7 protein-coding genes are annotated in these 13,777 nt (G+C 56.6%); 3 read left to right on the top strand and 4 right to left on the bottom strand.

Features of this window, described 5'->3' with window-relative positions:
• Position 1 precedes the first annotated feature (1 nt).
• Positions 2 to 4,765, bottom strand: coding sequence for an NAD-glutamate dehydrogenase (locus DHN55_RS05200; RefSeq protein ID WP_337659941.1), 4,764 nt, complete (start codon positions 4,763 to 4,765; stop codon positions 2 to 4).
• A gap of 144 nt (positions 4,766 to 4,909) precedes the next feature.
• Between DHN55_RS05200 and DHN55_RS05195 the strand changes: the two genes are divergently transcribed.
• Together DHN55_RS05195 and DHN55_RS05190 are read left to right on the top strand one after the other, a co-directional pair.
• On the top strand, positions 4,910 to 5,485 hold the full coding sequence (locus DHN55_RS05195) for a peroxidase-related enzyme (RefSeq protein ID WP_108880288.1): 576 nt from the start codon (positions 4,910 to 4,912) through the stop codon (positions 5,483 to 5,485).
• A 102-nt stretch (positions 5,486 to 5,587) separates the two neighbouring features.
• Positions 5,588 to 7,162 carry a peptide chain release factor 3 gene (locus DHN55_RS05190; RefSeq protein WP_108880287.1) on the top strand — a complete coding sequence of 525 codons (1,575 nt, stop codon included), beginning with the start codon at positions 5,588 to 5,590 and terminating at the stop codon, positions 7,160 to 7,162.
• Positions 7,163 to 7,196: 34 nt separating this feature from the next.
• Here DHN55_RS05190 and DHN55_RS05185 read toward each other — a convergent pair whose 3' ends face one another.
• The 3 genes from DHN55_RS05185 to DHN55_RS05175 all read right to left on the bottom strand — a co-directional run bounded on the left by DHN55_RS05185 (position 7,197) and on the right by DHN55_RS05175 (position 11,540).
• Complete coding sequence (locus DHN55_RS05185) at positions 7,197 to 7,436, bottom strand: phosphopantetheine-binding protein (protein WP_108880286.1); 240 nt, start codon at positions 7,434 to 7,436, stop codon at positions 7,197 to 7,199.
• A gap of 66 nt (positions 7,437 to 7,502) precedes the next feature.
• A complete protein-coding gene (locus DHN55_RS05180; protein ID WP_108880285.1) occupies positions 7,503 to 9,020 on the bottom strand; it encodes an MBOAT family O-acyltransferase in 1,518 nt (505 codons plus the stop codon).
• 78 nt (positions 9,021 to 9,098) lie between these two features.
• A complete protein-coding gene (locus tag DHN55_RS05175; protein WP_108880284.1) occupies positions 9,099 to 11,540 on the bottom strand; it encodes a hypothetical protein in 2,442 nt (813 codons plus the stop codon).
• A gap of 242 nt (positions 11,541 to 11,782) precedes the next feature.
• On the opposite strand from DHN55_RS05175, the gene DHN55_RS05170 reads away from it, so the two are divergent.
• Entirely contained in the window at positions 11,783 to 13,768 is a 1,986-nt protein-coding gene (locus DHN55_RS05170; RefSeq protein WP_108880283.1) for a PAS-domain containing protein, read from the top strand.
• Positions 13,769 to 13,777 lie beyond the last annotated feature (9 nt).

Raw genomic sequence — 13,777 nt, 5'->3', positions numbered from 1 at the left:
TCTACGCTTTGGCCAGCACGCCCAGCTGGCTCGCAATCACGGCGAACTTGGCCAGTGAGAAGTCGGCTTCCCTGGAGATGCGGGACAGTTCGTCCCCGGTATGGGTGACCAGTTCCTGCCGTGCCGGTGACAGGGTCGCCTTGACACCGTCGGCAGCAATGCTGCGCACCGACCGCTGCACCGTCTGCCGGATACCCGCAATTGCCTGGCGGTCATAGTCGCTCTCACTGGGCAGGTTCTGTGCGCTGGCCAGAATATGATCGATGCCAAGTGTTCCGCTCAGGCCGAAGTAGGTCTTGGCGATTTCCTTGACCGGCCGGTTTGCCGGGCGCGCGATCTGCACAACGTCCAGTCCCCGCACCAGGTATCTCAGACCGGCAATTTTCAATGCGGTTTTCGCATCCAGCCCTAGTGCTGAAATCTCCTCGACATCGCTTGCAAGCTGGGTCTTCTGGTTTTCCGGCAGAATGTCGGACAAGGCACCGGCAAGCGATGCGATACCGTCCTTGTAAACCGGCACAAGTTGCGACAGGTCCGAAGTGGTCGTTTCATTGGCCGCAAACCAGGCAACCGCATCTGCCATGCCGTCCTGCAGGCGTGCATACAGGGACATCTGCTGTTCGCTGGATATCCGGTTATCAAGCCTGTCGACCGCTTCGTTCATATCTACAAAGCCGAAGCTGTCGCGGCTCGCTACGTAGAACCTTGCAAGGTTTCCGGCCTGTATGCCTGTGTCATTCGACAGGTCGAACAGGAACAACGGGCCGCAGCGGTTGACGATGGAGTTGGCGATCAAGGTACTGATGATCTCGGGGCGCAATCGGTGGCCGGAGATTTCGGAGTTGTAGGTTTTTGACATCCGGTTGGGGAAATACCGCATCAGCTCGTTTTCAAGATACGGGTCGGACGCAAATCCCTGCGCCATCAGGTCATTGAAGACAACAATTTTGGCATAAGAAACCAACACGGCCATTTCGGGCCTGGACAGATCACCGCCCGACTTCAGGCGATCATCAAGCTCCTCGCCGAACGGCAGAAACTCGATTGCGCGATCCAGGCCACCGCGGTTTTCCAGTTCCCTGAACAAGCGTGACAACCCGGCCCTGTCCCGAGACAGGGTCCCTTCCATCAGCGACACACACAGGGTCTGCAGATAATTGTTGCGCAACACAAGGTCGGCGACATCGTCGGTCATGGCGGCCAGCAGCTTGTTGCGGGCAGCCCGTTTCAGCTTGCCGGCGGATTCAGCTTCGCCAAGTGCAATCTTGAGATTGACCTCGACGTCTGAGGAGTTCACGCCCGCCGAATTGTCGATGGCATCGGTATTGATGCGCCCGCCATTGAGCGCAAACTCGACCCGTGCAAGCTGGGTCATGCCGAGATTGGCGCCCTCACCCACCGCCTTGACCTTAAGTTCCCGGGCCGTGACACGGATACTGTCATTGGCCTTGTCGCCGGCATCTGCATCAGTTTCATTTTGCCCGCGAACATAGGTGCCGATACCGCCGAACCACAGAAGGTCGGCATCACACTTGATAATCGCCCGCATCAGTTCATTGGGCGTTACCTTGGACGCGGTCAATCCGGTCACAGCCATGATTTCGGGCGACAGGCTGATCTGCTTTTCGGACCGCGAGAAGATGCCGCCGCCCTTGCTGATCAGCTTGCGCTCATAGTCCTGCCAGCTCGACCGCGGCAGGTCGAACAACCGTTTGCGCTCGGCAAAACTCGTCGCCACATCCGGGTCCGGATCGATAAATATGTCGCGATGATCGAACGCGGCGAGCAGTTTGGTCTGCTCGGACAGCAACATTCCATTGCCGAACACGTCGCCTGACATGTCGCCGACGCCAACAGCCGTGAACGGCGTGGTCTGGATGTCACGGTCCAGTTCCCGGAAATGGCGCTTGACGGCCTCCCAGCCACCGCGCGCGGTAATGCCCATCTTCTTGTGGTCATAACCTGCCGACCCGCCGGACGCGAACGCGTCATCAAGCCAGAATCCGGCGTCCGAGGAAATTGCATTGGCGACATCTGAAAACGCCGCCGTTCCCTTGTCGGCGGCAACCACCAGGTACGGATCGTCACCATCCTGGCGTACCATTTTCGGCGGCGGGATGATCTTGCCGCCCTTGGTATTGTCGGTCAGGGACAACAAGCTTGAAATGAACGACTGATAGGCCAGCGTTCCAGCCTGGTACACCTCATCGCGGCTGCCGCCCGCAGGAAGCTGTCTGGGGATAAATCCGCCCTTGGCCCCGACCGGCACGATAACCGCATTCTTGACGTTCTGGGCCTTTGCCAGGCCCAGCACTTCGGTGCGGAAGTCTTCCGCCCTGTCGGACCAGCGCAATCCACCGCGCGCAATCATGCCGCCGCGCAGATGCACGCCCTCGACAAGTGTGGAATGGACGAAGATTTCCGCGAACGGGACCGGCGCCGGAATGCCGGGCACGTCCTTGCTGTGTATCTTCATTGCCAGGGCAATCGGAAGGCCGCCCTGCAGGTTTTCCAGGTTGAAGAAATTGGTCCGCTGCGTGGCTGTAATGACACCTACCATGTGGCGAATGATCCGGTCGTCATCGAGGCTGGGAACATCGGCCAGAAGATCTTCGATTCTCTGCAGCAGCTTGTTCTGAAGCTTCTCACGATCCGCCAGTGTGTCCGCCTTGGCGTGGCCGGGCTGGAACCTCGCCTTGAACAGGTCCACCAGCAGTCGTGTCACATCTCCGTAACGCACCAGCGTTCCGGCTATCACTGACAGCGCAAATGAAAAGCCGGTCTGGCGCAGATAGCGCGCAAGCGCCCGCAACACGGTCACTTCCTGCCAGGTAAGCGAAGCAGACAATACCAGCCCGTTCAACGGGTCGCTGTCGGCCTTGCCTGTCCAGACAGCCAGGAAACAGTCCTGCAGCTGCTGGTAACTTTGCTCATCGATCGCGGCATCATTGTCGCGACTGAGCGCAACCTCATGGATGTAGACAGCGTCGACTTCCTGTCCCGATCCCGGTTTGCCGGACGGCTGGACGATATAGGTGTTTTCATCCAGCGCCCTGAGCCCCATGTCTTCCAGCAGGGGAAGTCGGGCCGACAACGGTACCGGGGATGCCAGGTTGAACAGCTTCAGCCACACCGCACCGTGATTTCCAACCGGCGGCGCAAACTCGGCTGCCGTGCGCGTTTCGGTGTTCAGCGCCTCCATGATCGCTATGTCGTGCTGTGCTTCGGTGATCCGGTTGGCCTCGCGATACGCCGCCGGGAACGCGTTGGCATAACGCCTCGCCAGCGACCGGCCCGCCGACCCGTCCGTACTGGCCGTCACCGCATCTGCAAGCTCATCACCCCAGCTGCGCGTCGCCTCGACGATTTCTCTTTCAACCAGATCCGGGTCCGGCAGGTTCTTCGCCGACACGCCCAGCGACACGATGAACCGGACGCGAACCAGCGTGCCTTCGCCGAAATTGGGCATGAACTCCAGGGTCTTGCCCTGGTAGTGCTTCTCCAGGATGGCGCCGGCTTTCTCCCTGAGGTCGGACGAAAACCTGTCGCGTGGAAAGAACACGAACGCAATTGCGTATCTCTCGAACCGGTCCAGCCGCAGGAACACGCGCGTGCGCGGCCGCTCATGCAGGCGCCACATGCCCATTGCCAGCGGCGCCAGTTGTTCCGACTCGATCTGGAACAGATCATCGCGCGACATGGTTTCAAGAATGTTCAGCAGGCCCTTGCCCGAATGGCCGCTCGGTGTAAATCCGCTCAGCGCCATCACCGCGTCTATGCGGCGGCGCAACAGCGGAATGCCGCTGGCGGCTTCGGTATAGGCGGTCGAGGCAAAGAGGCCGACCACGCGCAGTTCGCCGACAACATTTCCTGCCTGGTCAAAATCGTAAAGCCCTACATAGTCCATGACGGCAGACCTGTGTACCCGGGATACCAGGTCGGATTTTTCCACGACAATCGCGTAACCGGATTTGTAGCTGGACAGGTTCCGTTTCGCCGCGTTCTGGATCACCTGGTGGCGTTGCAGCCGCAACACGCCCAGCGAGGATTTCTCGTCGGCAATCATCTGTTTCTTGCCGCCCTTTTTCCCCAGCCTGTACTGGCACATGCCCAGGAAGGTGAACTTGTTGTTTAGCAGCCAGCTCAGGAAATCGATGGTTTCGCTGACAATGGCAGTCGGCAGCGGTGAGGCCTTGGTCCTGAGTTGTTCAATTCTGCCCTGTATCACATGTTGCATCGGCTGCCAGTCGACCACGGCGGCTCGAATTTCATCCAGTATGTCGCGCAGTTCGGCGACCAGCTCATCCTGTTCGCGCTTGGAATTCATCGCTTCGAGATGGATATGCAGGTAGCTTTCGCGCAGGAAATCACCCGACTGTTTCTTCGAATTGTCCAGGGATTTCAACTTGCCCTTGCTGTCGCGCTCGCTGGCAAACACGGGATGCAGCACCGTGCGGACAGTGTGCCCTTTTACCGACAGGGCATTGATCACCGAGTCGACCAGAAACGGCATGTCGTCATTCAGGATTTCCAGAATACTGCGCTGTGCCAGAGCGCCTTCACTCACACCTGAATCCGTAATCCGGATCTTCACGCGGCCCGGAGCTTTGGCATCCAGAAACTCACGGGCTCTTTCAACCAGCAGGTCGACGTCGGCGTTTGTCAGTCCGGCAACGTCTTCCTCCACGGCCTCCCGAAACAGCTGTTTACGCAGCGTCTTGTCCAGCGTGCTCCTGCCTGTCTTTTTTGCTGAACGTTTCTGCACGGAGCCTGTTTTGGATTTTTCTGACACGACGTTCCACCCTTTTTGCAACTGCCCAATATTTCAGCATAGGACAGCTTTCCGATAATGGCCATGCATTCAAAACATCTATATTATCCCCCTTCAATTTCCAGCGGAGACAAATAGATGACGACTTCCGGCAAGCCCGCCACAGCCTTGACCATCGACAAGGTTGATGAACTGACAGAGCGCCAGCAGGCCTATTTCGACAAATGCACCGAGAAGCTTGGCTTCATTCCGAACGTGCTGAAGGCGTACGCGTTTTCATCCGTCAAGCTGCAGGCGTTTGCTGATCTGTACAATGATCTCATGCTGGGCGATTCAAACCTGTCCAAGCTGGAACGCGAAATGATCGCTGTCGCCGTGTCTGCCGTGAACCAGTGCTATTACTGCCTGACCGCGCACGGCGCGGCCGTCCGGCAGTTGTCCGGCGACGCAGCGCTCGGCGAGCAGATGGTGATGAATTTCCGCGCCGCAGACCTCGATGCCCGGCAGACCGCCATGCTGGAATTTGCCGACAAGCTCACCCGCACACCCAATGCAATGGTCGAAGACGATCGCCAGGCCTTGCGGGCAGTCGGCTTTTCCGACCGCGACATCTGGGACATTTCAAGCGTCGCCAGTTTCTTCAACATGTCGAACCGGATGGCATCTGCAGTGGACATGCGGCCCAATGATGAGTATCACGCGCAAGCCCGCTGACGGGTCCGGAATGGCAATTCGGCAAACCATGCATTCATCAACGCACCTGGTTCCGTAACCAGTCTGCTCAAAGACAAGTATCTCACAAGGCCTTAAACTCCCATGGCTTTAGACCACGCTTCACGGCGCACGTTCGCGATCATTTCGCATCCCGATGCCGGCAAGACCACGCTGACGGAAAAACTGCTGCTGGCCGGCGGCGCCATTCGCCTGGCCGGTGCCGTACGGACCCGTGGCGACCAGCGTCGCGCCCGCTCCGACTGGATGAAGATCGAGCAGGACCGCGGCATCTCGGTGACCAGTTCCGTCATGACCTTCGACTATGACGGCCATACCTGCAACCTGCTCGACACGCCGGGCCATGAAGACTTTTCCGAAGACACCTACCGCACGCTGACCGCGGTCGATTCCGCCATCATGGTCATCGACGCAGCCAAGGGCATTGAAAGCCAGACCCGCAAACTGTTCGAGGTCTGCCGCCTGCGCGACATCCCCATCATCACCTTCGTCAACAAGGTCGACCGCGAAGGCCGTGACGGCTTTGAGCTGCTTGACGAGATCCAGGAAATGCTGGCGCTGGACGTGTCACCGATGATCTGGCCCATCGGCATGGGATCGGATTTTTACGGCTGCTATGACCTGCGCGACGGCTCGTTCTCGCGTGCATCACGGCGTGGCGGGCACTTCGACGAGACCCTCAAGGTGCCGTCTCCCGAAAAGCTCGGCGAAATGGCAGATGTACCCGATCACATCGTGACGGCGTCATCCGAGGCGATCGAACTGGCACAGGCAGGATATGCGCCGTTCGACCAGGCTTCATTTCTGGAAGGCCACCTGACCCCGGTGATTTTCGGCAGCGCACTGAACGAGTTCTCGGTGCAGCCCCTGCTTGACCTGATCATCGGGCATGCGCCGTCTCCAAGGCCCAGCCCGGCAGAACCCAGAGAAGTCAAGCCCGACGAAGACAAGGTCACCGGCTTCATTTTCAAGGTGCAGGCCAATATGGACAAGAACCATCGCGACCGCGTGGCGTTCATGCGGGTGTGCTCAGGCCACTTCAAACGCGGTATGAAGCTGAAGCAGGTGCGCACCAGCAAGGATATCCTGGTGCACAGCCCGATCTTCTTTCTGGCCCAGGATCGCGAGATCGCCGAGGACGCCCAGGCCGGCGATGTCATCGGCATACCCAACCACGGCACCGTGCGGGTCGGCGACACCTTCACCGAAGGTGAGGCCTTGCGGTTCACCGGCCTGCCCGCCTTTGCGCCGGAAGCACTGCGTCGTGTACGTCTGGGGGATATGACCAGGGTCAAGCAGATGCGCGCCGCCCTGGAAGACCTGGCGGAGGAAGGCCTGATCCAGGTGTTCCAGCCCGAAGTCGGATCGCAGTGGATTGTCGGTGTTGTCGGCGTGCTGCAGCTCGATGTGCTGGCCTCACGCGCCAAGCAGGAATACGGCGTGACGCTGGAGTTTGAAGCCTCGCCTTATGAGATGGCGCGCTGGGTCACGTCGGAGGATGCTGCCGCCCTGGCAACCTTCCGTGAGCGCAACCGGCTGGCCATGGCGACAGATCGCGACGGCAGTTACGTGTTTCTCGCCAAAGGGTCGTGGGAACTGGACTACGCAGCCAAAACGTATGAAGACATCCGCTTTCTGCGCACCAAGGAACTGCAATAGAAGAACAAGCTGCGGACGCTGCCGCCGTCTTGTTTCAGGCAGCCTGTTCCAGCGTGACGCCTTTTTCAACAAGCAGCGTACGCATGTCACCAAGGTCCTGCATGGAGACCATTTCGGACATGGAGAATGTCACGCCAAAGGCTGTTTCCACAGCAAGTATCAGCTCGATGTGACGCAGCGAGTCCCAGTTCTCGGTGTTACGTCCGTTGGACTCGTTGGTCAGTGAATTTGCGTCGATGTTAAGAACGCTTGCTACAGTTTCGAAAAGTCTCATTGTCGGTCCCTCTTTTTCATCAAATTACGAGCCGCCTGTTACTGAACGACTAACAAGGCGGGTGTTTTAGAATTGATAATAAAGAAATGATGAATCCGATCCGATCATGGAAAACGAAACGACGAATACGCCGGCAATGGCCAGGCCCCACCGGGCCTGCGGCATCCAGAGTATCTTCTCGGCAAACCTGCCGATCGACTTTGGCTTGTCATTCGTTGAGATCCAGGTGTTCGAAACGATTTCCTGCGAATTCGGCATCAGCAGCACGATTGCGCCGAACAGCACAATCATCGGCACAACATCGGCCACGGCAAGTTGCACAACCTCAATTCCCTGCGGCACAATGAACTGACTTGCCCCGAACATGGTTGCCAGGATCGTCACGGCGGTGGGTACGTCAGGCGCGCGGAATACAACCAGGCCACAGACAACCACCAGCATTGTCAGGAACCAGCCTGTGACCGGTGCCGGCTTTGGCATGTTGAAATGCCTCCATGCATTGTTGATGGCAATTGCAAAACCGTGGATCAGACCGTAGATCACGAACACCCAGCCTGAACCGTGCCAGATGCCTGCCACCAGCATGGTAAAGACAATCGGCCAGGCGCCGGAAGCGACAAACTTGCGCGCAGGCCCGTACTTGCCGGCGACTGCTTTGCGCATGCCTTTCATGGCCATTGGCGAAAAGACGTAGTTTGTGAAAAACCGGGTCATCGTCATATGCCAGCGCTGCCAGAAGTCTGAAATGCTGGTTGCCTTGAACGGCGAATTGAAATTAAGCGGCAACATGATTCCGAAGATTGCACCGAGGCCAAGCGCCATGTCGGTATAACCGGAAAAATCGAAGTACAGCTGGAATGAATAGGCAAGGGCGCCAAGCCAGGCGGTCATGACCTCAAGCCCCTGCCCGGCGGCAACACCATTGAAGACCGTATCGGAATAGCTGGCAATACCGTCTGCGAAGACCACTTTTTTGAACAGGCCGATCGTGAACAGGGTAAGCCCGGCCGCTATTCGCGTCATGTCCAGGAACGCATCCTTGCGATCTTCCATCTGCTGGAAAATCTCACGCTGGAGAACCAGCGGACCGGCTGTCACACAGGGAAACAGGGAAGCGAAAGTGAAGTACTTGACGAAGGATTTTTCCTTGACCATGCCATTATAGGCGTCAATCAGGTATCCGATCTGGATAAAGCTATAAAATGAAATGCCGATCGGCAGAATGATGCTGAGATGGCTGAAGCCGGTCCCGGTTGTCTGGTTTACGACATCAATGAAGAAGTTTGTGTACTTGAAATAGCCCAGCGCTCCCAGGTTGCCGAGCACTCCGATCGCCAGCAGGGATCGGGAGTGAAGCCTGTTCTCCCTGGAGCGTATAATGATACTTCCGATTACATAGTTGGAGATGATCGAAACCAGCAGAATGCCGAGGAATTCAGGGCCCCAGTTTGCATAGAATGCCAGGGACGCCAGTCCCAACACGGCAAACGCCATGTTCCATCCACCGATACCATGAGCAAGCGCTACGGCTGCGAATGCAATTGGCAAGAAGATGACAATGAATTCGTATGAGTTAAAAATCATGGCTTCGTCCTACAACTTAATTTTGCCGCGCCGGGAATCCGCGACTCTGATCTTTTCAATGCTCGTCTGCGGGCCGGTTCAGTGCTTCTTCAGTTGGCTCGTGCGGGAAGTTTTTTCAGCAGATGTCCGGCCATTCACAACATCATACTGAGCGAGCAGCGCGCCCAGGCATGCCGGATCGCCGTGTTCAGCATCAATGTACTGGTCTGCCCGGCAACCGACTGCATCCGGTGAAAATCCACCGATCACTGCAAAGCCATATTTTTTGGCCCAGTCCTGGGTGATCTGTTCGATTCTGCCCAATCCGTCCACATACGGGCTGCCTTGAACAGCCTCCCAAAAGACCGGATTGAACTGCGGGTGGGCCAGCGTCACCTTGACGCCCTGCTTTTTGAGAAAATCAAACAGCGCTTCCATGTGCACCAGACCCTTGGGGTCAATCTTCGGTGGGTCATTGCGCCGGGCCTTGGCAAAATTCAACGCTTCATCGCGGGCACGTTGCGCAGTGAAGATGCGTTGATGCTCACCCGACCAGAGGATGGACCCTCCCGGGAGCAGTGTGTCCAGGCCGTCAAAGTTCCGCGCATCCGTGGCATGCGGCATGACATCGGATTGCAGCTGATGTTTCCCTTGCGACCAAAGCAGCGGCAATGAAACCAGTTCACGCCAGGTCTGGTAAGGCAGCGTCTCCCACCAGGCATGCGGCTTGAACCCGATCCGGTCAGCGAAATCCCGGTAGTATTTGATGCCCGGATACCAGAGGAAGTCGGTACGCTCGGAAACCGGGGTGAACAGGTTGTCCCGAATGGTAATGATCATCTCTTTGGGCAATTTGTCATGGCGAACCCACATCTCGGTTACCGCCATCATGTCCTCGTAATAGTCGCGATGAACGTGGGAGTTGTAGAAATTATACTGCGGAAGCAGGTCTACATGCGCCTCCTGCCAATGACTTGCACCAAGCACCACGAGATCAGGTGTGCCCGTCATACGCTCTATGGTTTCATCGCGCAGATCGCGAATATTGATGTTGAGATCAAACACACCATAGTTGCGCCCTTGAGTGTGCGCTTCGGCAACCTCGACTAACATCTCGTCATTGAACAGCATCGGATAGAAGTATCTGTTGCCTTGCCAGATCGCAGCGAGCCCCACTGTGGCAAGCACCGCGAAGACTGCAAGATAACGACCGGGGTGCCCGATGATTTTGGCGGTCGTTTCGTGCATCTCGGTTTCGAGCCTGACAAGCAGTGCACGCGCATCCACCATGCGTTTTCTGATTTCCATCCTGATCTGTAGTTCAGAAAGAGGCGCCTGGTCTGGATTCGCTGGACTGCTAACCGCCTGGCTTTGCGCTTCTGCACTGACTGCGAGAGCTGCATTGCCATCATATGCCAACCCGGCAGACTCGGGCGAGTGTGCGGTGTTCTGGATCATAGCTGGTCTCTCTCTTTCTGATATTGTCTGCTGCAGGCTCGCGACCAATGAATTGAGTTGCTGCAGTGATTGTCTGACTTTTTCGGTCGGATCCGGACTGTCTGGTATGGGATCCGGTAACGGTTTTGAGGATGCGTGTTGATCGCCCGGCTGATCAGATTTCTGCGATCTGCCGATGAACAGATCGAAGAACAGCGGTGCGCAGAACATGGGGATCTGGCAAACGCCCACGTAAACAGCAACTTCGGGACCGGCAATTGATCCCACCAGCCCAAAGGTCAAACCGACATTGCGGAAACTCGCCAGCACCGTTGCCGTAGCCGCGGCACGGGGCCCAAAGCGGCTCATGACTGCGCGGGTTAAAACAGCCACGCCCGCCGCAGTTACAGTGCCGATAAACAGGTAGTTGATCACTTCCTGCACATTTGCGGCGATGTGCATGTTGACCTCGTCTTCCAGCGCAAAACAGAAGACAACCAACGACAAGACGGAGCCCCATCTGCCGACGCGATCCACCTGGTCTTTCTTGGCTTCGGACCAATTCCCGACAACCATGCGGGCAACAACAAAGATGCAAACAGGAACCAGCAGAAACCAGAACAGCCGCTCGCCGAATTTCCACAAATCCAGATCAACCGGACCTGTGTGAAGAATACTGAAGAAGAGGTAGATAAACCCGGGCGCTGCAAGTGTGGACAGCACCACTGTTTGCACCGCAATGCGCTGATCAAGGCCCATGAGTTGCACCAGGGTTGGAGATGCGAACAGCGATCCGCTGGTAAGCGTCAGGACGATGAAGAAGATGATCTGGGTGTCCAGACCAATCTGCCGCCCAACAACGATTGTCCCGATCGGCAACAGCAACTGCTGCCATAAAATCAGTGGAACTACGATGGGATGAAGGTGCAGGAGCTTGTCCGCACGAATCCGGGCAAACGGCAGGAGTGAAAACACCATGACGAAAAACAGCGACGGCAGCAGATAAGGTGCGAAGAAAGGCGATAGCTCCGGAAAGTAGAGAGCCAGGACCACGCCTAGCGCAAGTAATAATCCGGCAAGGGTTTTTTCGTCGTCTGCCTGCATCCGCCCACTCAATATCAAATGGCTGCAAGCAGGCATGTGCCATGCCGGTTTTGCGCCTGGGTTCTATTCCGCCGTCCCGCGGTACGCACTTCGGTACCGTAATTTTCTGAATCAACTCTTAAGTGCATTGTACAGATGCACTGCACGTTGCCAGTGGATTCGGGGACAGCGCGCCGCAATGAAACAAACCAAGCGTTAACGTCCTTGTGCTAGTTGAGCGTCGGGAATTGGGGATTGGCAAAATGAAATCTAAGACTTCGAACTCCGGGGCAGCACCAGAGCCGGCAAATTCTGATGGGCAGAAAATGCAGGACCGGGAGATGCTGGATGCGGTCGACGCCGGTGTGGCGATATTCGATCCAGATCTGAACCTCGTCAGTTTCAACCAGAAATACAAGGACTTGTGTGGCTATCACGATCGTGAACTGCACGAAGGCCGGAACCTGCGTGAACTGATCAGGATATCGATGTCCGGTCAGTCGCTTGAACATGATGAAATCGAGCAGGCCATCAAAACTTCAACGTCCCGCCTGCTCCAGGGCAAGCAGAAATTCAATTTCAGGACCCGCAACGGCAACACGATTACCATCAGCCGCAATCCGAGGCCGGACGGTTCGGTTGTCGAAACCGTCCACAATTTGCACCTCGAGCTCGGCAACACCGATGTAAGCGCGCTGGAGCAGATCGCCCGGCTCGCCCATGCGCGGATGATGTTGGCATTGGATGCGATTGGTGATGGGTTCGTGGTCTACGACGCCAATGACTGCCTGACGGTCTACAACCAGCAATTTGTTGAGCTGAACCCGCATATCAGTGACCTGATCAAACCAGGTGCGCACTATGCAACCATGTTGCGTACAGGGATTTCGCGGGGAGGATTGCAGGGCGACGGACAGTCGGAAGAAGAGATCTTCGAACAGGAAATGGAACGCCATCGCAATCCCGGCGTTCCCTACGAACGCCAGCTTGAAGACGGCCGCTGGATCAGGATCATGGAGAAAGCCACCGAGGACGGTGGCACGGCCGGCATTCGCACAGACATCACGGAATTGAAAAATCGCGAGCTGGAAGTGGCGAATATCTCCAGCGAGTTAACCGCGACAAGTTCCCACCTGGATACTGCGCTTAACAACATGGTTCAGGGCCTGTGCATGTTCGATTCCGAACAGCGTCTGATTTTATGCAACCGTCAATACCTTGAAATGTATGGCTTTTCGCCAGAAAAGGTTAAGCCGGGCATGCTTCTCTCAGATATCATGAAATACAGTATCTCGCTGGGCAATTACCGCGATGAAGATGCTGAAATGGCATTGAAAGCGCGCGATAATCCAAGCCGTCTGGCGCATCGCTCAACGATCAAACAGTACCTGCGCGATGGCCGCGTGATGGCCGTGATGAACCAGCCGATGACAGGCGGCGGCTCCATCGCGACTTACCAGGACATTACTCAACTTGAGCGCCACGAAGAACGCCTGCGCGCCTACAATGACAAGCTGGCCCGCTCAAACAAGGAACTGCAGGAATTCGCCTACGTCGCTTCCCACGATCTGCAGGAACCCCTTCGCAAGATTGAGGCATTCGGTGACCGCCTGGTCAAAAAGCACGGCGAAAGCCTGCCGGACGAAGGCAAGGTGTTTGTTGAGCGCATGCAGAATGCCTCGTTCAGGATGCGTGAGCTTATCAATGACCTGCTCGGCTATTCGCGCGTGACCACCAACGCGAAGCCTTTTGAGAAAGTGTCTCTGTGTGAGGTTATCGAGGGTGTAAGATCGGACCTGCAGATTCAGCTACAGGAATCCGGTGGCACGATTGAGTTCGGTGAGTTGCCGGCACTGGATGCCGATCCGATTCAGATGCGCCAACTCTTCCAGAATCTCATCTCAAATGCATTGAAGTTCCGGAAGCCGGACCTGGATCCGGTAATCAGGGTTTCGGCAGAAGAGCATTCGGTCAAAAGCAACGCCAAAGGCAAGGTCAGATACTGGCGCATCAAACTGGCCGACAACGGTATCGGCTTTGACAATCAATACAAGGATCAGATCTTTACAATCTTCCAGCGTTTGCATGGCCGTCTTGAGTATGGGGGAACCGGTATTGGCCTGGCGACATGCCGAAAGATCGTCGAACGCCACAATGGTGTGATTGACGCGGACGGCACTCCCGATGTTGGAGCAACTTTCATTATCGATCTTCCTGTTGAACAGGAAAAAAGTGAGGATTTGCAATGAGTAGGAACG

The organism is Anderseniella sp. Alg231-50 (assembly GCF_900149695.1).
In the GTDB taxonomy this organism is placed as follows: domain Bacteria; phylum Pseudomonadota; class Alphaproteobacteria; order Rhizobiales; family Aestuariivirgaceae; genus Anderseniella.
The sequence above is the reverse complement of the archived record's forward strand: the minus strand, read 5'-3'. Positions and strand labels throughout refer to the sequence as shown.